Here is a 22,099-nt window from a genome sequence, read left to right on the forward strand (position 1 = left end):
TGACCTGCTAACCGGCTCCATTTCCCGGGCCCCATGTCCCAACCTGAACGGTCCCTGGATCGTTTCAGGGCGGGGTCAATCGTCATGACACGCGCAGGAAGGCGGCTGTTCAATCGGCCGAGGTCGAAGTGCGTTTAATCAGCGTACTTTTGTAAATCAGGTTCACCACCTGATCGTCCTCTTGCGCGATCCGAACGCGCATCCGGTCCCATGCGGCATTGGCAATGGCATCAACCGGTTGCGCCACGGTCGTGATCGGCACGCGGCGGGCGGTCATCCACAATGAATCGTGAAACCCGGCCAGCATGACGTCCTTGGGCGGTTGAATCCCCCGCGAGGCAAAGGTCGACAGGGCGGCCAGTGTCATCACATTGGTCAGCCCGATCACCGCCTTGGTCTGCGGGTTGTCATCCAGCCAGCAACCCAGTTTGTCGGCGGCGGCTTCTGCGTCCGGCCCCGCAACCAGCGTGTTGACGGTCATGGCGCGGCCTTCGCGCGCACAATCTTCGATGCCGCGAATACGCTCTTTCTGGGTGAAAATCTTGTCGCTGGTGGCCAGCACCAGAAGCGACCGCGCGTCCATTTCAATCAAATGCCGTGCCACTTCCCAACCCGAGGCGAAATCATCGGATGTGATCGTGTCATATTTTGACTTTGCCGGGTTCACCCGGTCCACGGCGACAACCGGGACATCGGGATATTCCTTCAGCAACATGTCGGGAATTGACTCGATACAGGGCACAAGGATCAAACCGCTGGGACGCCACCCCATCAACGCACGAAGCCGGTCTTGTTCAATCTTCAGATCATCGCGCGAACAAGAGACAATGACCTGATATCCGGCATCTTCGGCCCTGGATTCAATCAGCGAGATGAACCGGTTGAGAAAGAGGTCTTCGAGGTTGGGCACCAGAACCGCTATGATTTTGGTGCGCCGCGTGCGCAATTGCGCCGCCACCCGGTCGATGGTGTAACCCAGTTTTTCCGCCGCGCGCCGCACCTTTTGTGCGGAGTCTTCGTTCACGTGTTTCTTGCCCGAAAAGACATGGGAAACCGTCGCCGTCGACACCCCGGCTTCGCGAGCGACATCTTTGATAGATGGCCTTTTCTTCATCTCCTCGGACTCCGCTCTGTCATCAATTGATCCGTGTTAAACAGTTATATCATAATCCAGAGTCTGTAAATAATCTTGCGGGACGCAGGACAGTTTGATTTCCTGCAAGATTTCACCACGCCGCTCAAATAACTGAAAATAAGTCTATTTTCGACATGCCAAGCCCAGAGCCGTCGAAAAAGCACGGCAAATTCGTAAACCGCGTTGACAGTTAAACGGTTTACTGACATCTTCATTTTCAGCTCGACGAGTCGGGCCAGGAGGAAAATCGGTAAGGGGAGAGACCGATGCGGCGATTAGCCAACGGTAACCTGTTCATTGTCAGTGTGGTGGCCTGTGCGGCCTGGATCGCTGCCTGGGCGTGGATCACACGCAGCAACGGGCCGGTGTCGTCCCTGTTCCTGCCATCGCCGGGCGATGTTCTGGACCGGTTCGGGCGCATGTGGGTCAAGCCCTATATCGGCAGCACCCTGCTGGGCCATGTTTTCAGCTCGCTTTCTATCGTCTTGGCCGGCTGGGCGCTTGGTGGGATCGTCGGCGTGCCGCTTGGCATCGCAATGGCCTGGTGGCCGCGTGTCAAATGGCTTGTTTTTCCGATCTTTCAGCTGATCCGCCCGGTGCCGCCGCTGGCCTGGATTCCCCTCACACTTGTCTGGATGGGCATCGGAGAACCCGCGCGCATATTCGTGGTCTTCATTGCGGCGCTTGTGCCCTGGCTGATGAACAGCATGCAGGCCGTCGGATCGGTTGATCCGCTGCTTATCGACGCCGGCCGGACGCTGGGCGCGAATGATCACAAGATCCTGACCCGGATCGTGTGCCGCACCGCCCTGCCCACGCTGATTGCAGGGGCACGGATCGCGCTTGGCAATGCCTGGACCACACTTGTCGCGGCAGAGCTGCTCGCCGCAACTGCGGGGCTTGGATATGTCGCGCTGAATGCATCACGGATGCTCGACACTGATGTGCTTGTGGTGGCGATGCTGCTGATCGGCCTGCTTGGTGTGCTGCTTTCGGTCCTGATGAAACTTGCGACGCGTCTTCTTGCGCCTTGGTCGCTTCCCCAGAAGAAAGGATAAGGCACATGACCGTCAAAACTTCCCCCTCTTCGCTTCTTCCGCAGCCTTTGGTTTATGGCGCGGTGTCGCTTGGAATTCTGGGCCTAGTCTGGGTGTTGGCCACGTCCGTTTTCGGCTGGGTCGGCCCCGAAGTGTTGCCCTCGCCCTTTGATGTCATTGCGCGCTTTGCCAATCTGACAACAGAACCCTTTGCCGGCGCTGCGCTTTCGGGTCACGTTTTCGCCTCGCTAGAGCGGTGGTCCTATGGCGTGTTTCTGGCCATCCTTCTGGGGGTGCCGATCGGCATCTTCTTTGCCTGGGCGCCATGGTTTCGCGCGGTGGTGAATCCGGTCTTTGAAACGCTGCGCTACATCCCGCCCTTTGCCTGGGTTCCGATTGCGATCCTTTGGTTCGGGGCGTCGACCACAACCCAGGCGATGGTGGTGTTCATCGCGGCCTTCCCTGCCTGCGTCATCAATGCACAGCTTGGCGTTCAGCATGTGGACGACATCCTGATCCAGGCCTCGCGGGTCTTTGGCGCCCGCCAACACCAGACCCTGCGCCGGGTTGTCGTGCCGGTGGCCACGCCCAGCATTTTCACCGGCATACGGATTGCCATCTCCAACGGCTGGATGGCGCTGGTCGGTGCGGAACTGGTGGTCGGCAAAACCGGTCTGGGGTTCCTGATCGCACAGGGACAACAGAATGATTCTGTCTCGACCATCTTTGTCGGGATCATCGCCATCGGGGTTCTGGGGGTGTTGATCGACATGGGCGTGCAACGTCTCGAACGCCACCTGATGCCGTGGGACCGCCTATGACCGCCGTTCACCCCGCACCAGACACCAGCCCAAGCATTTTAAGGAAAAGCCCCATGATCGATACCACCGTCACCCCCAAGCTGGAACTGCGCAACATCACCAAATGGTATGGGCCCGAAGGCACCGGGGTGCTGGCGGTCGATGATTGTTCGGTCTCGGTTCAGAAAGGCGAATTTGTCTGCGTCGTCGGGCCGTCGGGCTGTGGAAAATCCACCCTGATGACCGTCGGTGCCGGGCTAGAGGATGCGACACGGGGCGAAATCCTGATTGATGGCAAACCCGCCGGAAAACCCGGCCCCCGCCGCAGCGTGGTGTTTCAGAAATTCGCCCTGTTCCCGTCCGAAACCGTCGCCGAAAACATCAAATTCGGCCTGCAAATGACAAAAGTGCCGCGCGATGAACAAGAGCGCCGCTTGCGCGAACAGCTTGAAATCATGGGACTTACCCAGTTCCGCGACAGCTATCCCAGCCAGCTTTCGGGCGGCATGCAGCAACGTGTTGCCATTGCACGGGCCCTGGCCATGCAGCCAGAGATCCTGTTGATGGATGAACCCTTTGGCGCGCTTGATGCGCAGACCCGGACCATTCTTCAGGAAGAGGTCCAGCGCCTGAGCCACCAGATGCAATATACCGTGCTGTTCATCACCCATTCGGTGGAAGAGGCGGTTTACCTCAGCGACCGGGTGATCGTCATGTCACGCCGTCCGGGCCGCATAAAAAAGGAAATCCGCCTCCCCCGCGATGTGGTGTGGAAACAGGGCGATATCGAACAGGCCGCCGAACATCCCGATTTCATCGAAGCCCGCCGCGAGATCTGGGGGCTGGTGCGCGAAGAAATCATGGCGGCCTGAACCGGCAATCCGACCGGCACAGACGCCACCAAAACGACCCAACAGGAGGAGAAAACCCATGAAATTCACATCATTCAAAAAGCTGGCCGCAGGTGTGGCCATCGCCGCGCTGACCGCCGGCGGTGCCCTTGCCGAAACCAGCCTGCACCTGAACAGCCAACCAAACGAAGCGGGCTACCCGATGTGGCTGGCCGAACATCTGGGCTATTTCAGCGACAATGGGCTGGACGTTGAAACCACCTATTTCCCCAATGGCGGCGCGGCGCTGGCATCCGGCGTTTCCGGCGACTGGCAGGCTGGTTGGACAGGCGGGCCGCCGGCGATTTCGGGCTGGGACAAATTCCAGCTGATTTCCTTTGGCACGATGCAAAAGGAAAGCCGCAACATCAAACTGATCATGCGCAAGGACGCGATGCAGGGCATGACCCCGGGCGAGGCGCTGGCCAAGGTGCGCATCGGCACCGTGCCCAATTCCACCTGGAGCCAGGTGCTGTTTGCCTGTGCCGATCATTTCAACGTGGCACATGGCGATCTTGAAATCGTGCCGCTGGATCCGCCGGTGACACGCCAGTCGCTGCGCAATGGCGAAGTGGGCGCAGGCACCACAGCCGCCAGCGCGGATTTCGACATCGTGATGGACAAAGACACATACGAAGTGATCTGCGACGGCGAAATTGCCGGCACCTCGGTCATCGCGCCCTGGATCATCACCAGCCGGTTCTGGAAGGACGACCCGGACGCCGCGGCAAAATTCGTCGAGGCCGCATACCGCGCCAATGAATACATCCGCGCCAACCCCGACAAGGCCGTCGATCTTTCGCTGCAATATTACCAGGATACCGGCATCGAAGGCACCAAGGAAACCGCCGCCTATGCCTTTAGCCTGCGCGATTTCCAAACCCTCGACGAAGCGATCGCAGACATGAAATCAGGCGCAACAATCGACACGCTGATTGCCGGCGCCGAGGTTCTGGTTGCCGCCGGGGCCTATGACGAAGTGCCCGATCTCAAATCCATGCAGCCCGTCGCACTTGAGGTGCTGATGGCCGCAAAAGCGCTGCGAAAATAAGTCAGAATTCCCACAGAAGGACATCAAACATGAGCATCACAAGCGATACGGTGAACGAAGTTTTCAAGGGCCAAATCGGCCGGACCTACAAGGATTCCACGCCTTGGTGGCCGGAAATCAAAGGTCCAAAGGAAGACAGCCCGAATATCCTCGTGATCTTGTTTGATGATCTGGGGTTCGGCAGTCTTGGGTGTTACGGCGGCGACGCCGAAACGCCCAATATCGACCGCCTTGCCGGGGGCGGTTTACGCTACAACAACTTCCACACCACGGCTCTATGCTCTCCCACCCGGGCCTCCCTTCTTACCGGGCGGGATCATCACGCTGTCGGCATGTCGATCATCGCCAATGCCGACAGCGGTTTCCCCAGCAAACGCGGCGCAATCCGGCATAATGCCGGCACATTGGCCGATATGCTGGCCCCCGAAGGGTACAACTCCTATGCGGTCGGCAAATGGCATCTGGCCCCCGCCGATCAGATGTCGGCGGTTGGCCCCTTTGATCACTGGCCGCTGGGGCGTGGGTTCAACAAATTCTATGGCTTCCTGGAGGCGCTGACCGATCAATTCCGCCCCTCTCTTGTCCGCGACAACCAGCATATCGAACCGCCACGCACCCCCGAAGAAGGCTATACGCTGAACGAGGATCTGGCCGACAACGCCTGCAAATTCCTGACCGATCACGCCTCTCTGGCGCCAAACAAGCCGTTTTTCATGTATTACGCGCTGGGGGCGATGCATTCGCCGCATCAGGCACCGCAGGAATATCTCGACAAATACAAAGGCCGGTTCGACGAAGGCTGGGATGTGGCCCGCGAGCGGCGTCTGGCGCGCCAGATCGAAATGGGCATCGTGCCCAAAGGCACCAATGCCGTGCCCCGCAACGAAGGCGTCGAACCCTGGGACAGCCTGTCCGACGACCAAAAGCGGGTGTATTGCAAGTTTGAAGAGGCTTACGCCGCCTTCCTTGATCACGCAGATGCCGAATTGGGGCGTGTCTTTGATCACCTCGAAAAAATTGGCAAGCTGGACAATACGATCATCTTCCTGATGTCCGACAATGGCGCCAGCCAGGAAGGCCAGATTCACGGCTCCACCAGCACAACCTTCTATGAAAACATGGATGCGGAATCCTTCGACTATAACCTCGAACGGATTGATCAGATCGGCACAATGTATGCCAAGAACAACTATCCCATCGGCTGGGCCCAGGTCGAAAACACCCCCCTGCGCCGGTACAAGCAAAACACCCATGCGGGTGGTGTGCAGGATCCGCTTATCGTGCACTGGCCCAAAGGGCTGAAGGACACCGGCATCCGCAACCAGTTCCACCACGTCATGGACATCGTGCCCACCATTCTTGAGGTGATCGACACCGAGGCCCCGGCCCAGATCAAGGGCATTCCGCAGATGAATATTCATGGCACCAGCATGAAATATTCCTTTGACGACGCCAGCGCCCCAACCCGCAAAAGCGCGCAGATCTTTGAAATGTTCGGCCACCGCGCCATCTGGCATGACGGCTGGAAAGCGGTCGCATATCACAAGCGCTATTCCGATTATGAAGACGACCAATGGGAATTGTACCACGTCGCAGAGGATTTTTCCGAAAGCACCGACCTGGCCCAGAAGGAACCGGAACGCCTGCGCAAGCTGGTGGAACTCTGGTGGGCCGAAGCCGGACGATATGACGTGTTGCCACTGGATGACCGCGGCTTTGCCGAACGTCGTGCCATGTCACGCCCGCGCGAAGAATCCCCGCGCATTCAGCAGGAATTCGTCTTCTTCCCCGGCATGACCAACATCCCCGGCGGGGCGGCGCCCTTTACCTTGGATCGCTCTTTTGAAATTGCCGCGCGGGTGCGGGTGCCGGACGACGGCGAAGGTGTGATTGCGGCCTGTGGCGGGCTTTGTGGCGGCTATACGCTCTACGTCAAGGATGGTCGCATCATCCATGAGTACAATTATTATCAGAAAATGTTCCGTGTCGAAGGGGCGGTGCCGGCCGGTGGTGATTGGATCGATATACTCTACAAATTCGACAAAACCGGCGTGCGCCAGGGCGAAGGCAGCCTGCATATCAATGGACAGGAAGTTGGCAAGACAGCCCTGCCCGAGACCTATCGCTATTTCATGGATTGGGAAGGTTTCAGCCTTGGGCGCGATGCCGGCTCGCCGGTCAGCCCGGTCTATGAGGGCAAGCAAGGCTTTGCATTCACGGGTGAAATTGACCGTGTCCGCATCACGCTTGGCAACGATATTGCCGGTCCCAATGATTATGAATCTCAGGACTGACACCTGAACCACTGCGCGGCGCAGCTTTTGCGCCGCGCGCTCCCCACTGGCGCAACCCGCCACCGCCAAAGCGCCGCCCGCAGCGCCGCGCTCTGGCTTGACCACCCGAATAAACCAGCCTTTCGGCCGGCCTTTGATGTCGGTCCGCTGACAGCCCTGACAGGAGAGTCCAATGGACCAGAAACTTGACGGCAAAACCATCGCCATCACCGGGGCGGCCTCCGGCATCGGGCTTGAATGCGCCCGCGTCTGCCTCGCCTCCGGGGCGCGGGTGGCGCTTGTGGATCGGGCCGAGGACCGGCTGACAGCCGTCTGCGCGGAACTGGGCAAGGGCGCGGTGCCCATTGTCACCGATCTTCTTGATCCCGCCAGCGTCGATCAAATGCTGCCCCGGATCCTGGACCGGATGGGGCATCTGGATGTGTTTCACGCCAATGCCGGCGGCTATGTCGGTGGCGATGTATCCGAGGGCAACCCCGATGAATGGGACCGGGTGCTGAACCTCAACATCAACGCCGCCTTTCGCACCGTCCGCGCCGTCCTTCCGCATATGAAGGCGCGCGGAACGGGCGATATCCTTATGACCAGTTCGATCGCCGGCGTTGTTCCCGTGATGTGGGAGCCGATCTATACCGCATCAAAACATGCGGTTCAGGCGTTTACCCACACCATTCGACGCCAAATGGCCCCGCATGGCATCCGCGTTGGTGCGGTCCTTCCCGGCCCGGTTGTGACCGCTTTGCTGGATGACTGGCCACAGGCAAAAATGGACGAAGCCTTGGCCAACGGCAGCCTGATGCAGCCCAAAGAGGTCGCCGATTGCGTGCATTTCATGCTGACGCGGCCCCGCAATGTCACGATCCGCGATCTCGTGATCCTGCCCAACAGCGTCGAATTGTGAGGCCGCAATGACAGGAAATCGCAAACAATCCCCTGTCTTTCTTGGTGTTGATGTCGGCACCGGAAGCGCGCGCGCCGGTGTCTTTGCCCCCGATGGGCGGATGCTGGGCACTGGCAAACACGACATTCGGATCTGGCGCGATGGGGTCATGGCCGAACAATCCTCTGACGATATCTGGAACGCGGTTGCCATCGCCGTCAAACAGGCGCTGACCGCCAGCGCCCTGCCCCCCGCGGCCGTGGCGGGCATCGGATTTGATGCCACCTGTTCGCTTGTGGGGCTGTCACAGGATCACACCCCCACAAGCCTGAGCCCAACCGGCGATCCCGCCCGCAATATCATCGTCTGGATGGATCAACGCGCCGCCGATCAGGCCGCGCGCATCAATGCCACCGGGCATCGGGTGCTTGATTATGTCGGCGGACGTATCTCGCCGGAAATGGAAACGCCCAAGCTGTTGTGGCTCAAGGAAAATCTGGCCGACACCTATGCCAAGGCCGGGCATTTCATGGACCTTGCCGACTATCTGACATGGCGCGCCACCGGCGATCTGACCCGGTCAAGCTGCACCCTGACCTGCAAATGGACCTATCTCGCCCATGAAGGCGGCTTTGATGCCAGCTATTTCCAACAGATCGGCCTGTCTGATCTGTGTGACGATGGCTTTGCCCGGATCGGGACAAATGTGGTGGCGCCGGGGACGGCGCTTGGGTCTGGATTGACACAGGCGGCGGCCGAAACGCTGGGGCTGATCCCGGGGATACCCGTCGCCGCCGGATTGATTGACGCCCATGCCGGCGGTGTCGGCACCGTTGGCGCGGGTGGCGCCCCGGCCCAAACCCGCATGGCCTATGTCTTTGGCACCTCGGCCTGCACCATGACATCCGCGTCTGAAAAAACCACGGTGCCCGGTGTCTGGGGGCCGTATTTCTCGGCGATGTTGCCCGATCTTTGGCTGATCGAAGGTGGGCAATCCGCCGCCGGCGAGGCCATCGCCCATCTGGTGCAGATGCACCCGCATTACCCCACGGCCAAGGCCGCCGCCCAGGAACGCGGGCTTTCGGTGATCGACTATCTGCTGGCCGAAGCGACCCGGCGGATTGATGGCCCCCAGGACGCCGCGCAGCTGGCGGGCGATGTGATTGTGGTGCCGGATTTCCTTGGCAATCGTGCGCCGCTGTCTGATCCTTCGGCCCGCGCCATCATTGCCGGGCTTGATCTGCGCCGCGATCTGACCTCGCATATCGCGCTTTATGTCGCGGGGCTCTGCGGGATCGGCTATGGGCTGCGTCAGATCCTGGATGCGCAAACGGCCTGTGGCGTGACCCCCGACACAATTGTCATCAGCGGCGGCGCAGGTGCCAGTGCCATTGTCAAACAGGTGCTGGCCGATGCGGCGGGCATCCCCACCGCCGAACCCACATCCCCCGAACCCGTGCTGCTGGGCAGCGCGATGCTGGGGGCGGTGGCCGCCGGGCATTTTGACACGCTGGCCACGGCCATGGCCGAAATGTCCAGCCTGAACACCCACTTTGCCCCGGCAACCGGCGCAACCCAACAGTGGCACAGCCAGCAATACCGCCGTTTCACCGCGCTTCAGGACGCCGCCCGCATCCCGACCCGCACCCCGAAGGGAGGCACGTGATGACCCGCGATATTCTGATCGGTCTGGATGCCGGCACCTCGGTGATCAAGGCCGTGGCCTTTGATCTTGCGGGGCAACAGCTGGCGGTGGCGGGCGTCAAGAACCGATACCACAGCGCGCCAAACGGTGCCGCCACCCAGGACATGGCCCAGACCTGGCAGTTGGCCGCGCAGATGCTGTTCCAGCTGTCTGAGATGATCCCCGATCTGGCCAGCCGCGCCCGCGCGATGGGCGTGACGGCGCAGGGGGACGGCACATGGCTGATCGACGCCGATGGCACCCCGGTAGGCGAGGCCATGCTCTGGCTCGATTCCCGGGCCGAGGCCGACGCCCGCAGGATCACCGGATCGGACCAGCACGACAGGATCTATCGCGCAACCGCAACCGGGGTGAACCTGTGCCAGATGCGCGCGCAACTGCCCTGGCTGCGCCGAACCGCGCCTGAAACCCTCGGCAAAGCAGCGCACGCCCTGCATTGCAAGGAATGGCTGTATTATTGCCTGACCGGCGAATCCGTGGCCGACGTCAGCGAAGCTGTGCTGAACTTTGGCGATATCCGCACCCGCGCCTATAGCGACGACGTGATTGCCGCATTGGATCTGCAAGAGCTGCGCCACCTGTTGCCGCCAATCATCGACGGCAGCAAAACCGCGCACCGGCTCAGCCCCGGCGCCGCCGCCGAAACCGGGTTGCCCGCCGGATTGCCGATCTGCCTTGGATATATGGATATCGTGACCTCGGGGATTGCCACCGGGCTGTGCGATGCGGCGACGCGACCGGGGCTGTCGATCCTGGGGTCAACCGGGGTTCACACCCGCTATGCCGCCAATGTCGACGAGATTGTGCAAAACCCGGACAAGACAGGATATACCGTCGCGCTGGCCGATGGGGCCTTTGGCCAGGTTCAGACGAATATGGCCGCCGCGATCAACATCGACTGGATCGCCGGAATTGCCGGTGATGTGCTGACATCCGCCGGCCACCCGACAGAGCCATCCGATATTCTGCGCAATTTCGATGCGCTGGTGGCCGATGCCCGGCCCGGCGCCGCAACCTTTCACCCCTATATCGCCCCCACCGGCGAGCGTGGGCCGTTTTCAGACCCAGAGGCCCGCGCCAGCTTCACCGGGCTGGACCGCACCGTCGGCTGGCCGGAAATGGTGCGCGGCGTCTATGAAGGTTTGGCCATGGCGGCGCGCGATTGTTACGCGGCAATGGGCGCGATCCCGGCTGAAATTCGGGTCGCGGGGGGCGCTGCGCGCTCGGCCCAGCTTGTTCATATCCTCGCCGCAACGCTCAACCGTCCCGTGCGCGCCGTCGCCCAGGAAGAGGCCGGCGCCGCCGGGGCCGCAATGATCGCGGCGGTGCAATCGGGCGTCTTTGACTCTCTGGAAGCGGCAAACACCACCTGGGTCACACCGCTTTTGCGCGATGCCATCCCGCCGGACCCGGAACTGACCGCGCTTTATGACGGTTTATTCCCGGCCTTTCGGGCGGGGCGAAACACCCTTCAGCCGCTTTGGCACAGCCAGGCAAACACAAGGAAACAAGTCTCATGAAAACGGAAATTGCGATCATTGGCGACAGGTTCATGCTGTCGGAAACCTTTGAAGAGCATATCCTCGCGGCCTGCGGAGACAAGGTTTCCGTGCGCCGTATGGATTATGACTGGCCGGATGCACCACTGGAACAGGGGTATGCCGGTTCGCGCATCGAGGGCATTCAGGAATTCCAGGGCGACCCCGACGAGGTGGTGGCGCATATCGGCAACGCGCCGGTTGCGGTGATCCACCACGCGCCCCTGTCGGCGGCCATGATGGACGCTTTGCCCAATCTCAAACTGGTCGCCGTCAGCCGCGGCGGGCCGGTCAATGTCGATATGGCGGCCGCCCGATCGCATGGGATCACCGTGGTCAACACCCCGGGGCGCAATGCCAGCGCGGTCGCCGAATTTGCCATCGGCGGCATCATCGCAGAGGTGCGCAACCTTGCTCGCGGGCACGAGGCCCTGCGCAAAGGCGACTATCGCACCGATCTTTACCGTGCGGATGTGACCGGGGATGAGCTGTGCGATATGACGGTGGGCGTCATCGGCTATGGGGAAATCGGCAAGCGGGTTGTGTCGCTTCTGCGGGCCTTCGGATGTCGGATCATGGTGTCGGACCCCTATGTGCAACTGACCGCCGAGGATCTGCGCGCCGGGGTCGAAATGGTGTCCTTTGATCAGCTCCTTGCCGCGTCTGACATTGTGACCCTGCATCCCCGCGTGACCGCCGAAACCACCGGAATGATGGACGCTGCCGCCTTTGCGGCGATGAAACCGGGCAGCACGCTGATCAACACCGCGCGGGGGCCGTTGGTGGATTACGACGCCTTGATCGCCGCCCTCCAGGACGGTCACCTGCGCGGCGCCATGCTTGAAACCTTTCCGATCGAGCCGGTGCCGCTGGATTCGCCGCTTTTGACCTTACCCAATGTCACGTTGACCCCCCATATCGCGGGCGCGTCCCTGCGCACTGTGCGGGTCGCGGCCAGCAAGGCCGCCGAAGAAGTCCGGCGCTGGCTCAAAAACGAGCCGCCCCTGAACCCGTGCTGAGAGATTATCATGACAGACACTGAAACCACCCTCCGTCAGGCGGTTGTCGCGGCCTGCCGGAAACTGGAACCTCTTGGGCTGACACAGGGTACATCCGGCAATGTGTCGGTGCGCTGTGGCGATTCAATGCTGATTTCGCCCTCTGGCATCCCCTACGAAGACCTGACGCCCGAATTGATCGCCGAAATGCCGCTGGATCGGAATGACGGCACATGGTCCGGCCCGTGCAAGCCTTCGACCGAATGGCCCTTTCACCTTGATATCCTGCAATCGCGCCCAGATGTGAATGCCGTGGTCCATGGCCATCCGACCTATTGCACCGCACTGTCGATCGCCCGGAAACCCATTCCGCGCTGTCACTACATGATTGCGGCCTTTGGCGGGGATGATGTGCGCTGCGCGGGTTATGCGCGCTTTGGCTCCAAAGAGCTGTCAGCACTGATCCAGGAGGCGATGAAAGACCGCACAGCCTGTCTTATGGCCAATCACGGCGCGCTTGCCGTGGCGGCGGATTTGCCCAAGGCCCTTTGGCGCGCAGTAGAGCTGGAGGCCATCGCCCAGCAATATTACCTGTCGCTGTCCATCGGCGGGCCGGTGCTGCTGAGCGATCAGGACATTGCCGAAGCCCATGATGCCTTTGCGGGCTACGGGCTTCAGGACCAGAAATAGAACCATATTCGGCGTGGGCGGGCCGCGGCGCATCTGTCGCCGCCGCCCGGCTCCCAGAACCTTTTCAGACAGGATCTTCAGCACATGACAGAAGCACAGGAAGTCGATCTTTTTGTGATCGGCGGCGGTATAAATGGGGCGGGTATCGCGCGGGATGCTGCCGGTCGGGGCCTGCGCGTGGCGCTGTGCGAAAAGGATGATCTGGCCGAAGGCACCTCATCGCGGTCAGGCAAGCTTATCCACGGCGGGTTGCGCTATCTGGAATATTACGAATTTTCGCTGGTCCGCAAGGCGCTGATCGAACGCGAGGTGCTCTTGCGCAATGCGCCACATATCGTCTGGCCGATGCGCTTTGTCCTTCCGCATTCCAAACGGGATCGCCCGGCGTGGCTCGTGCGGTTGGGGCTGTTCCTGTATGACCATCTGGGCGGGCGCGCCAAACTTCCCGGCACGCGGACGCTTGACCTGCACCGCGCATCCGAAGGCCATGCCATCCGCGACGATTTTCGCCGGGGTTTTGAATATTCCGATTGCTGGGTCGATGACGCGCGGCTGGTGGTGCTGAACGCTCTGGATGCGGCGGAACGCGGGGCCACCATTTTAACCCGGTCCCCCTGTGTGTCGGCGCGGCGCGAAGGTGGCAAATGGCACGTGACCACCCGCCATGCCACGACCGGAGAGACACGGGATTTCCGGGCGCATGTGCTGGTCAACGCCGCCGGCCCTTGGGTCAGTGACATCATCACCAATGTCGCCGCCGCGTCCAGCCGTCGCAAGGTGCGGCTGGTCAAAGGCAGCCATATCATCACGCCCAAATTTTGGCGCGGGGAACATGCGTTTCTGATCCAGAACCACGATAAGCGGGTGATTTTTGTCAATCCCTACGAAGGCGACAAAGCTCTGATTGGCACCACCGATATTGCCTATGACGGCCCCGCCGATCAGGTTCAGGCCGGTGAGGACGAGATCGCCTATCTGATCGACGCGGTAAATAGGTACTTCAAAGAGCAGCTTTCGCGCGATGATGTTCAGACGGCCTATTCCGGTGTGCGGGCGCTGTTTGACGACGGCCAGGGCAACCCCTCTGCCGTGACGCGGGATTACGTTCTGGATCTGGATGAAACCGATGGCGCGCCGCTGTTGAACATTTTTGGCGGCAAGATCACCACCTTCCGCGAACTCTCGCAAAAGGCGCTACAGCGTCTTGCCCCGACCTTTCCTGCCCTTGGCGGCGATTGGACGGCGCAGGCCCCCCTGCCCGGCGGCGATATGGATTCTGCGGATTTCGACGTCTTCGTCAATCAGATGAAGACCGCCTATCCTTGGCTGCCACGACCAGTGTTGCTGCATTATGCCCGGCTCTATGGCACGCGGATGCGGCATGTGGTGGGTGCGGCGACCTCGGTCTCTGGACTGGGGCGTCATTTCGGTGGGGCGTTATACGCCGCCGAAGCGCAATATCTGCGCCAGCAAGAATGGGCGCAAACCGCGCAGGATGTTCTGTGGCGACGCACCAAGCATTTGCTGCACCTCACACAAGTCGAACAGGCGGAATTCACCCGTTGGTTTGAAGACCACGCTGACAAGGAAAGTCTGGTGACTGGCGGCCCTCGCCCGGTGGAAAGGCTCAGATCGTCCGGGACCGGCTGACCCTAACCCGGTGTGCCGCCGGCATGTGCCGCGCGGGGGGCGGAGGGGCCTTTAATAACCGGCTCACCTATCCAAAACGATGGGTCGCAAGGCCCGAAACCCCCGGTTTCAGACGGAAAAGACCGCCCTCTTGCGGATTTTGCGCCAGCTGCGCCGGTTCCATGGTGAACCGCGCCGACGTGACATAAAGGGTATCAAGCTGCTCTCCGCCAAACGCGCAACTGGTTGGCCAGGAACAGGGCAAATCGACCACCCGATCAATATGGCCGTCGGGATCAAAACGCAGCAGGCACCCGCCCCCCACGACGCGGCAATTCCAGATATATCCCTCGGCATCCATGGCTGATCCGTCGGGCAACCCACGGTCAAACCCAGAGACAATCGGGCGACGGTTGGACAATTGGCCGCTGTGCGGATCATAGTCATAGCGATAGATTTCATTCGCGCCGGTATCGGCCGTGATCAATCCGCCGCTCTTGGGCCAGACCAAGGTGTTGGTCAGACCGAACAGGTCATTTGACAGCGGTTTGACGCCCCCGTCCGGCATACACCGATAGAGCCGCCCGGTATCTGCGGTCATGTCCATTGGGCTGCCGTCGGGCGCGATATTGTTCTGCATCGTGCCAATCCAGAACGCCCCGTCAGGCCCAACCACACCTTCGTTCAAACGATTGCCCGGCAGATCCGGCTCGATTCTCGCCAGGGTCCGAAAGTGATCGTCAAAATCCCAAAGACAGATTTCCCGGCTCAGCCCGACAATGGCACCGCCGTCTTTGCGCAGCCCGATTGACGTCACGAAATCCGGCGTGGACCAGCGTTGATGCGCCCCGGTTTCCGGCACCAGCGCGTGAATGGTTTTCCCAACAATATCAACCCACAACATCCGCCGACGCGGCGCGTCCCAGACCGCGCTTTCGCCCACGATATCCTCTGCCACAAAAACCAGTTCCACCTGGTTCTCTACCATCATTTTCGCCCCCTTTTCACGCAAGTGTTGACACAAGCTTAAAGCAAACCTAGCAATAGAACACAACAAACCTGTCAGACAGGATGGCGGCAAATTGAAAACAGGAGAGCGCAAATGACTGAGGAGACCGGCACCAACAGCAACCGGGTCAGCGAGACGATTGGCGTGATCACCCAACATATTCGCGCCAATGAACTGGGCCCGGGGGATCGTCTGCCAAGCGAAAACAGCCTCTCTCGTGAGTTGAACGTATCGCGCAGCGTCATTCGCGAGGCTTTCCGGTCATTGGCTGCGATGCGGCTGATCAACCTCAGCGTCGGAAAACGCGCCACGGTGGCCCAATTGGATCATGGGGCGATGTCGCTGATGATCGAACACGGCGTATTGACCGAACAGATCAGCGTTCAGCAGGTCTATGACGTGCGCCGGACCATCGAAACCCGCACGGTCACCCTTGCCAGCCTGCGCCGCACCGACGCCGAAGCACAGCGCATTCGCCAGCATGCCATGGAAATGATGAAACACATCGAAGATGCGGATCAGGTCATGGAAAACGATCTGGCCTTCCACATGGCAATCGCCCAGGCCTCGCGCAATCCGGTGTTTGCCATGATCGTCGGCGCTTTTCAGGGTGTGGCACGTCAGAGCTGGCCGATCGGCTGGCGGTCCCGCAGCAGCTTCGACGCGCGCAAAGAGAACGTGCAAAATCATATCGACATCGCGGACGCCATCGCCACGGGCGACCCGGAAAAATCGGCCCGGCTCATGAAACTCCACTTCGACGACAGCACAAAAGTGCTGCTCGACGCTGGTCTGACCTGAGGTGACGCCATGAAAATCACCAAGCTTGAAACCATTCGCGTCGAAGAACGCCCCAACCTGCTCTGGGTCCAGGTCCATACCGATGAGGGACTTGTTGGTCTGGGGGAAACCTTCTTTGGTGCCAAGGCCGTAGAGGCTTATATCCACGAAACCGTCGCGCCAATTGTGATCGGGCGCAATCCGCTGGAAATCGACAGGCTTTCGGCAGATCTGGTGGGCTATCTCGGATTTCGCTCAACCGGTGTGGAAACCCGTGGCAATTCCGCCTTTGACATCGCGCTGTGGGATTTGTTCGGCAAGGCCACCGGCCAGCCGATTGCCCAGCTTCTGGGCGGGTTCACGCGGCAGGATATTCGCACCTACAACACCTGTGCAGGCACCGAATACATCAAGAAAGCCAGCGGGCAGAACACCGACAATTACGCGCTGAAATCCGAAGCGGCAGATGGCTATGACGATCTGAACGCCTTTATGAATTGCGCCGATGAATTGGCCGTGTCGCTGCTGGAAGACGACATCACGGCCATGAAAATATGGCCCTTTGATGTGGCTGCCGAAAAAACCCGTGGTCAGTATATCTCGCCCTCCGACCTGAAATCGGCGCTTGTGCCCTTTGACAAGATCCGCAAGGCCGTGGGCGACAAGATGGACATCATGGTCGAATTCCATCTGATGTGGCAATTGCTGCCCGCGATCGAAATCGCCCGCGCGCTGGAGCCCTATGGCACTTTCTGGCACGAAGACCCGATCAAGATGGACAGCCTGTCCAGCCTGAAACGCTATGGCGCGGCCAGCAAGGCCCCGATTGCGGCGTCAGAAACGCTTGGCAGCCGCTGGGCCTTTCGCGATTTGATCGAAACCGGCGTGGCCGGGATCTTCAACCTCGACATCAGCTGGTGTGGCGGTCTGAGCGAGGCGCGCAAAATCGCCGCCATGGCCGAGACATGGCACCTGCCCATTGCCCCGCATGATTGCACCGGGCCGGTGGTGCTCTGTGCCTCGACCCATCTGTCTTTGAACGCGCCAAACGCATTGGTGCAGGAAAGCGTCCGGGCCTTTTATCGCACCTGGTATCGCGACCTCGTGACCGCGCTGCCGCCGGTCAAAAACGGCCGGATCACCGTGCCCCCCGGTCCGGGGTTGGGGATGGCGCTGAACCCGGATCTGGACCGGGCTTTCACGACATACCGGAAAACATCGGATGTCAGCGACATCTGATTTGAACATGCTCTAGGGAGGAGACCCAAGATGAAGAAACTGATGACCTCTGCCGCGCTGGCGGCACTGTTGATGGGCGGCACGGCCCAGGCCGAAGGAATGAACATCGTGTTCACCCACCATTCATCGGCGTCCAACACGTTCTGGCAGGCCGTCAAAAAGGGCTTTGACGATGCCTGTGGCAAGATCGGGGCCAATTGCCAAATGATCTTTACCCAGACCGAAGGTTCCATCGAACAGCAGGCCGCCAATATGGAGGCCGCTTTGGCGCGCAGCCCGGATGCGTTGCTGACCTCGATCGTGGATGACCGCGCCCTTGATGACATCATTCAGCGCGCTGTCGATGCGGGTGTGATCACCATCGCCGTCAATGTGGACGACAGCGAAGGCGCCGCCGGCAACGCCCGCGCCGCATTCGTCGGTCAGGGGTTCCGCCCTGCAGGTTATGCGCTTGGCACGGCGATGTCGGCCCATTTCCCGGCAGAGGGGCCAATCAAGGTGCTGGTTGGCATTTCCGCCCCGGGCCAGAACTGGTCCGAGGCCCGCGGTGGCGGTGTTCTCGACTTCATGGCCGACTACAAGGCCGCCAACCCGGATCGCGACATCAGCTATGAGCGGATCGATTCAGGCACGGACCTTGCGGTCACGGCCAACCGCGTCGGCGCCTATCTGAACGCCAACCCCGACACCACCGCCTATTTTGACACCGGTTTCTGGCATGCCTCTGTCGCCCGTGTCCTGAAGGATCGCGGCATTGCCCCGGGCGAGGTGCTTTTGGGTGGTTTCGACCTTGTCCCCGAGGCCGTGCAGCAGATGCAGGCGGGCTATATTCAGGCCCAGGTCGACCAGCAACCTTATATGCAGGGCTTCATTCCGGTCATGCAGGCCTATCTGGCGCATACCGTTGATCTGGCCCCGGCGAATGTCGACACCGGCCAGGGCATCGTGACCCCGGCCGATGCCGACACCATCATGGAACTGTCGGTCAAGGGTCTGCGCTAAGCGCATTCTGCACTGCAATGGGTTCGGCCGAGACATCGCGCGCGGTCGGGCCGTCACACGGAAAAAGGACATGCAGCAGATGAAACGCCTGCTCAAAATCTATATGGAAAAGCCTGAACTGGCGGCACTGGTCCTGCTGGTCCTGTTGGTTGTCGTGTTTCAGGTAAAGTCGGACGGGATCTTCCTGAACGCCAACAACCTGCGCGGCATTCTGGGCATCCTGCCCGAAATCGGATTGATGGTTATCGGCGTTACGATCCTGATGATCTGCGGCGAGTTCGATCTGTCCGTCGGGTCGGTCTTTGCCCTGATGCCCATGACCATGGCCGTTCTGATGGCCGATGGCGCGCCCTTCATCCTCGCGTTTATTGCGGGAATGGCCGCGTCTGCCGCCATTGGTTTCGTCAACGGTTTCCTGACAATCAAATACAATATCCCGAGCTTTATCACGACGTTGGGCATGTTGTTCATCGCCCGCTCGCTGACCATTGTGATTTCGGGCGGTTTCCCGCCCTTGTTGCCCAATGATCTGCCGAACTGGCTGTTCACCGTCTTTGTCGGTCCCGGCGAATTGTTCCGCATGTCCTTTGTCTGGTTCGTCCTGGTTGCGGTGCTGGCCTCGCTGATGATGAGCCGGACGAATTTCGGCAACTGGATCCGTGCCACCGGGGGCTTTCTGCCCGCCGCCCAGGCGATGGGCATCCCGACCGCGCGTGTCAAAATCGCCTGTTTCATGCTGTGTTCCATGCTTGCCGGATTTGCCGGCATGATCCAGGTGCTGCGCCTTGGCTCGCCCCTGCCGTCCATCGGCGAAGGCTGGGAGCTTCAGGCCGTTGCTGCGGCTGTCATCGGCGGCACCGCGTTGTCCGGTGGGATTGGCGCCGTTCTGGGGGGCGTGATCGGCGCAATCCTGATCCGGGTGATCGACAATGGGCTGGTCCTGTCGCAGGTCGATGCCAATTGGTTCAAATTCGCCATCGGCTTCCTGACCATCTTTGCGGTTGTCGTGAACACCTGGCTCGGCAAACGCGCCAAGGCCATCAAGGTGGAGACCTGAGCCATGACCCAACCAATTATCTCCGTGCGCAACCTGCACAAATGGTACTCGGGCGTGCATGCGCTGAAAGGGGTCTCTCTGGATTTCTCACCAAACGAAGCCGTCGGGCTGATCGGGGACAATGGTGCGGGCAAATCGACCCTGATCAACATTCTGTCCGGCGCGCAACAGGCCAGCGAGGGCGAGATCTTTCTCGACAATCAAAAGGTCAGCATCCGCAATCCGCGTGACGCGATGGATCTTGGGATCGAGACGATTTACCAATATAATTCCATGGTGCCAACGATGAGCATCGCCCGCAACATGTTCATCGGACGCGAGCCATTGAAGTTTTCGATGCTTGGCCTTGGGGCGATGGACCACAGGAAAATGGCCGAGGAAAGCGTCGCGGCGATTGCCGGCGCCGGGCTGCATCTGCGCTCGCCCGATGCATTGGTGGGCGAACTTTCCGGCGGCCAACGCCAGGGTGTGGCCATCGCCCGGGCGATGCATTTCAAATCCAAGGTCATGATCCTGGACGAACCGACCAACCATCTTGCGGTCAAGGAAACCAACAAGGTGATCGACTTTGTTCAAAGTCTCAAAGACCTGAACATCACCGGCATTTTCATCAGCCACAACATTCATCACGTCTTTGAATGTTGCGACAGGATCGTCGCCATGGCCCGCGGTGAGGTGGTGTTGGACAAGCGCACAACAGACACCAACATGGACGAAGTTCTCGACGTGTTGTGAGGAGGAAAAACATGGCAAATCTGACAGGAAAATCGGTTCTTCTGACCGGCGGTCTGGGCACGTTGGGGGGCGCTCAGGCCAGCAAACTGGCCGCCGAAGGCGCCCGCGTCGTGGTGCTGGACCGTCCCGACAGCGCCGATGCAGATGCCCGCGCGGCGGCTCTGGGCCGGGATGTCAGCTTCTTTGGCTGCGACCTGAACGACCTGGCAGGCACGGAAAAGACCGTTGGCGCATTGATCGCAAAATCCGGCGGTTTTGACATCCTGATCAACAACGCGGCCCTGATCATCAACAAACCACATGAGGACTTCACCCTCACCGAATATGAAGACCAGATCCGGGTCAATTCCTCGGCGGCCTTTGTGCTGACCCGCCTTTGCGCGGGCACAATGAAGGCAAAGGGCTATGGCAAGGTGGTGAACTTCACCTCTGTCACCCTGACCGGCCAATGGGACGGCTATGTGCCCTATATCACGTCAAAGGGGGCAATGCTGGGGCTGACAAAATCCATGGCGCGCGAACTGGGTCCGCATGGGATCAACGTCAATGCCGTGTCGCCGGGTGCCATTGTGTCCGACGCCGAAGAACGCATTTTTGGCGACCGATTGCAGGAATACAATGATTGGGTGCTGGAACGCCAATGTCTGAAAACCCGCATCCTGCCCGAACATGTGGCCGATCTGGTGCATTTTCTGGTGTCTTCCGCCGCTGACAGGATCACCGGCCAGAACTACAATATCGACGGCGGATGGTAGATTTGACAATTCTCGGCGCAGGGTCGGCCAAGCTGGCCCTCGCCCCGTCGATTGGCGGTGGGATTGCCCGGCTGGACGTGGACAGCCGCCCGGTGTTGCGCCCCTGGGCTGGTGATGCGGACACTCCGTTTTCGCTGGCCAGCAATATTCTCGTCCCCTTTTCCAACCGCATATCCGGTGGTGGTTTTGATTGGGATGGCATCCGCCACAACCTTGCCCCGAACCTGACCGGAGAGGCCTGTCCGATCCATGGCGACGGGTTTCAAAAACCGTGGGTGGCCGAAAAATCCGGCAATTCCGCCCGCCTGACGCTTGAACATGGGTCTTTTGGCCCGTGGCACTACCATGCGGTTCAGGATTTTGTCCTGACGGCCAAGGCGATGACCGTCACCCTCAGCGTCACCAATAGCGGCCCCGATCCGCTGCCCTTTGGCTGTGGTTTTCACCCCTGGTTTCCGCGCAGCGCCAAAACCCGCCTTGGCTTCAACGCCGAAACGGTCTGGCTAGAGGATGCCGCTTACCTCCCGACCAAGCAGCTGAGCCTGTCGGCCGCCCCCAATTGGGATTTCGCGCGGCCCCGCACCTTGCCCGACACATGGATCAACAATGGCTATACCGGTTGGCATGGCCCCGCGCATATCCAACAGGGCCACGACGCCATGTCCTGCACCCTGACCGCGACGAACACCCTGAGCACTGCGCTGGTGTTCTCACCTGCGGCTGGCGCGGAATTCTTCTGTTTTGAACCCGTTTCGCATCCGGTCGACGCCTTTCACCTGCCCGGCCATCCCGGTCTGCAAACCCTTCACAATGGCGACACCATGCAGGCCGCCATGACCCTTGACTGGGGTGTCACATGATCGTGGCCGACCATG

20 protein-coding genes are annotated in these 22,099 nt (G+C 60.4%); 18 read left to right on the forward strand and 2 right to left on the reverse strand.

Annotated elements, in window-relative coordinates:
- Positions 1–109 precede the first annotated feature (109 nt).
- Complete coding sequence (locus Q4577_RS03800; RefSeq protein ID WP_303468623.1) at positions 110–1,114, reverse strand: LacI family DNA-binding transcriptional regulator; 1,005 nt, start codon at positions 1,112–1,114, stop codon at positions 110–112.
- A gap of 287 nt (positions 1,115–1,401) precedes the next feature.
- Here Q4577_RS03800 and Q4577_RS03805 point away from each other — a divergent pair, with 287 nt between their 5' ends.
- The 11 genes from Q4577_RS03805 (at position 1,402) to Q4577_RS03855 (ending at position 14,668) form a co-directional block, all read left to right on the forward strand.
- Positions 1,402–2,193 carry an ABC transporter permease gene (locus tag Q4577_RS03805; protein WP_303468622.1) on the forward strand — a complete coding sequence of 264 codons (792 nt, stop codon included), beginning with the start codon at positions 1,402–1,404 and terminating at the stop codon, positions 2,191–2,193.
- Between the two features lie 5 nt (positions 2,194–2,198).
- Complete coding sequence (locus Q4577_RS03810) at positions 2,199–2,993, forward strand: ABC transporter permease (RefSeq protein ID WP_303468621.1); 795 nt, start codon at positions 2,199–2,201, stop codon at positions 2,991–2,993.
- A 53-nt stretch (positions 2,994–3,046) separates the two neighbouring features.
- A complete protein-coding gene (locus Q4577_RS03815) occupies positions 3,047–3,844 on the forward strand; it encodes an ABC transporter ATP-binding protein (RefSeq protein WP_244688994.1) in 798 nt (265 codons plus the stop codon).
- Between the two features lie 58 nt (positions 3,845–3,902).
- Positions 3,903–4,913 (forward strand): ABC transporter substrate-binding protein, encoded by a 1,011-nt coding sequence (locus tag Q4577_RS03820; protein ID WP_303468620.1) that lies wholly within the window; start codon positions 3,903–3,905, stop codon positions 4,911–4,913.
- A gap of 29 nt (positions 4,914–4,942) precedes the next feature.
- A complete protein-coding gene (locus Q4577_RS03825; RefSeq protein ID WP_303468619.1) occupies positions 4,943–7,207 on the forward strand; it encodes an arylsulfatase in 2,265 nt (754 codons plus the stop codon).
- Between the two features lie 172 nt (positions 7,208–7,379).
- A complete protein-coding gene (locus Q4577_RS03830) occupies positions 7,380–8,108 on the forward strand; it encodes an SDR family oxidoreductase (RefSeq protein WP_244688997.1) in 729 nt (242 codons plus the stop codon).
- Between the two features lie 7 nt (positions 8,109–8,115).
- Positions 8,116–9,753, forward strand: coding sequence for an FGGY-family carbohydrate kinase (locus Q4577_RS03835; protein ID WP_303468618.1), 1,638 nt, complete (start codon positions 8,116–8,118; stop codon positions 9,751–9,753).
- The gene (locus Q4577_RS03840) at positions 9,753–11,312 is read left to right on the forward strand and encodes an FGGY-family carbohydrate kinase (RefSeq protein ID WP_303468616.1); all 1,560 of its coding nucleotides are present in this window, start codon (positions 9,753–9,755) and stop codon (positions 11,310–11,312) included. The genes Q4577_RS03835 and Q4577_RS03840 overlap by 1 nt, the downstream gene beginning before the upstream one ends.
- Positions 11,309–12,349: a 2-hydroxyacid dehydrogenase gene (locus Q4577_RS03845; protein WP_303468615.1), complete on the forward strand. Its 1,041-nt coding sequence runs from the start codon at positions 11,309–11,311 to the stop codon at positions 12,347–12,349. Before Q4577_RS03840 ends, Q4577_RS03845 begins: the two co-directional genes overlap by 4 nt.
- A gap of 9 nt (positions 12,350–12,358) precedes the next feature.
- Positions 12,359–13,018, forward strand: a complete 660-nt coding sequence (locus Q4577_RS03850; RefSeq protein ID WP_303468614.1) for a class II aldolase/adducin family protein — start codon at positions 12,359–12,361, stop codon at positions 13,016–13,018.
- Positions 13,019–13,102: 84 nt separating this feature from the next.
- Positions 13,103–14,668 carry a glycerol-3-phosphate dehydrogenase gene (locus Q4577_RS03855; RefSeq protein ID WP_303468613.1) on the forward strand — a complete coding sequence of 522 codons (1,566 nt, stop codon included), beginning with the start codon at positions 13,103–13,105 and terminating at the stop codon, positions 14,666–14,668.
- Positions 14,669–14,735: 67 nt separating this feature from the next.
- Here Q4577_RS03855 and Q4577_RS03860 read toward each other — a convergent pair whose 3' ends face one another.
- On the reverse strand, positions 14,736–15,638 hold the full coding sequence (locus Q4577_RS03860) for an SMP-30/gluconolactonase/LRE family protein (protein WP_303468612.1): 903 nt from the start codon (positions 15,636–15,638) through the stop codon (positions 14,736–14,738).
- Positions 15,639–15,749: 111 nt separating this feature from the next.
- Between Q4577_RS03860 and Q4577_RS03865 the strand changes: the two genes are divergently transcribed.
- From Q4577_RS03865 to Q4577_RS03895, 7 genes are all read left to right on the forward strand, one after another.
- Complete coding sequence (locus tag Q4577_RS03865) at positions 15,750–16,457, forward strand: FadR/GntR family transcriptional regulator (RefSeq protein WP_244689004.1); 708 nt, start codon at positions 15,750–15,752, stop codon at positions 16,455–16,457.
- A gap of 9 nt (positions 16,458–16,466) precedes the next feature.
- A complete protein-coding gene (locus Q4577_RS03870; protein WP_244689005.1) occupies positions 16,467–17,675 on the forward strand; it encodes a mandelate racemase/muconate lactonizing enzyme family protein in 1,209 nt (402 codons plus the stop codon).
- A 30-nt stretch (positions 17,676–17,705) separates the two neighbouring features.
- Positions 17,706–18,677 (forward strand): sugar ABC transporter substrate-binding protein, encoded by a 972-nt coding sequence (locus Q4577_RS03875; RefSeq protein ID WP_303468611.1) that lies wholly within the window; start codon positions 17,706–17,708, stop codon positions 18,675–18,677.
- Between the two features lie 70 nt (positions 18,678–18,747).
- The gene (locus Q4577_RS03880; RefSeq protein ID WP_303468610.1) at positions 18,748–19,734 is read left to right on the forward strand and encodes an ABC transporter permease; all 987 of its coding nucleotides are present in this window, start codon (positions 18,748–18,750) and stop codon (positions 19,732–19,734) included.
- 3 nt (positions 19,735–19,737) lie between these two features.
- Positions 19,738–20,469 carry an ATP-binding cassette domain-containing protein gene (locus tag Q4577_RS03885; RefSeq protein WP_244689008.1) on the forward strand — a complete coding sequence of 244 codons (732 nt, stop codon included), beginning with the start codon at positions 19,738–19,740 and terminating at the stop codon, positions 20,467–20,469.
- 11 nt (positions 20,470–20,480) lie between these two features.
- Positions 20,481–21,224, forward strand: coding sequence for an SDR family oxidoreductase (locus Q4577_RS03890; protein WP_244689009.1), 744 nt, complete (start codon positions 20,481–20,483; stop codon positions 21,222–21,224).
- A 2-nt stretch (positions 21,225–21,226) separates the two neighbouring features.
- Entirely contained in the window at positions 21,227–22,084 is an 858-nt protein-coding gene (locus Q4577_RS03895; RefSeq protein ID WP_303468609.1) for an aldose 1-epimerase, read from the forward strand.
- Positions 22,085–22,099 lie beyond the last annotated feature (15 nt).

Source organism: Marinovum sp. 2_MG-2023 (assembly GCF_030548265.1).
Taxonomy (GTDB): Bacteria; Pseudomonadota; Alphaproteobacteria; order Rhodobacterales; family Rhodobacteraceae; genus Marinovum.

What these genes read in the sequence shown, in the direction of transcription:
- Q4577_RS03800 (WP_303468623.1), bottom strand. Translation starts at nt 1,114, where the DNA reads ATGAAGAAAAGGCCATCTATCAAAGATGTCGCTCGCGAAGCCGGGGTG.
- Q4577_RS03805 (WP_303468622.1), top strand. Translation starts at nt 1,402, where the DNA reads ATGCGGCGATTAGCCAACGGTAACCTGTTCATTGTCAGTGTGGTGGCC.
- Q4577_RS03810 (WP_303468621.1), top strand. Translation starts at nt 2,199, where the DNA reads ATGACCGTCAAAACTTCCCCCTCTTCGCTTCTTCCGCAGCCTTTGGTT.
- Q4577_RS03815 (WP_244688994.1), top strand. Translation starts at nt 3,047, where the DNA reads ATGATCGATACCACCGTCACCCCCAAGCTGGAACTGCGCAACATCACC.
- Q4577_RS03820 (WP_303468620.1), top strand. Translation starts at nt 3,903, where the DNA reads ATGAAATTCACATCATTCAAAAAGCTGGCCGCAGGTGTGGCCATCGCC.
- Q4577_RS03825 (WP_303468619.1), top strand. Translation starts at nt 4,943, where the DNA reads ATGAGCATCACAAGCGATACGGTGAACGAAGTTTTCAAGGGCCAAATC.
- Q4577_RS03830 (WP_244688997.1), top strand. Translation starts at nt 7,380, where the DNA reads ATGGACCAGAAACTTGACGGCAAAACCATCGCCATCACCGGGGCGGCC.
- Q4577_RS03835 (WP_303468618.1), top strand. Translation starts at nt 8,116, where the DNA reads ATGACAGGAAATCGCAAACAATCCCCTGTCTTTCTTGGTGTTGATGTC.
- Q4577_RS03840 (WP_303468616.1), top strand. Translation starts at nt 9,753, where the DNA reads ATGACCCGCGATATTCTGATCGGTCTGGATGCCGGCACCTCGGTGATC.
- Q4577_RS03845 (WP_303468615.1), top strand. Translation starts at nt 11,309, where the DNA reads ATGAAAACGGAAATTGCGATCATTGGCGACAGGTTCATGCTGTCGGAA.
- Q4577_RS03850 (WP_303468614.1), top strand. Translation starts at nt 12,359, where the DNA reads ATGACAGACACTGAAACCACCCTCCGTCAGGCGGTTGTCGCGGCCTGC.
- Q4577_RS03855 (WP_303468613.1), top strand. Translation starts at nt 13,103, where the DNA reads ATGACAGAAGCACAGGAAGTCGATCTTTTTGTGATCGGCGGCGGTATA.
- Q4577_RS03860 (WP_303468612.1), bottom strand. Translation starts at nt 15,638, where the DNA reads ATGATGGTAGAGAACCAGGTGGAACTGGTTTTTGTGGCAGAGGATATC.
- Q4577_RS03865 (WP_244689004.1), top strand. Translation starts at nt 15,750, where the DNA reads ATGACTGAGGAGACCGGCACCAACAGCAACCGGGTCAGCGAGACGATT.
- Q4577_RS03870 (WP_244689005.1), top strand. Translation starts at nt 16,467, where the DNA reads ATGAAAATCACCAAGCTTGAAACCATTCGCGTCGAAGAACGCCCCAAC.
- Q4577_RS03875 (WP_303468611.1), top strand. Translation starts at nt 17,706, where the DNA reads ATGAAGAAACTGATGACCTCTGCCGCGCTGGCGGCACTGTTGATGGGC.
- Q4577_RS03880 (WP_303468610.1), top strand. Translation starts at nt 18,748, where the DNA reads ATGCAGCAGATGAAACGCCTGCTCAAAATCTATATGGAAAAGCCTGAA.
- Q4577_RS03885 (WP_244689008.1), top strand. Translation starts at nt 19,738, where the DNA reads ATGACCCAACCAATTATCTCCGTGCGCAACCTGCACAAATGGTACTCG.
- Q4577_RS03890 (WP_244689009.1), top strand. Translation starts at nt 20,481, where the DNA reads ATGGCAAATCTGACAGGAAAATCGGTTCTTCTGACCGGCGGTCTGGGC.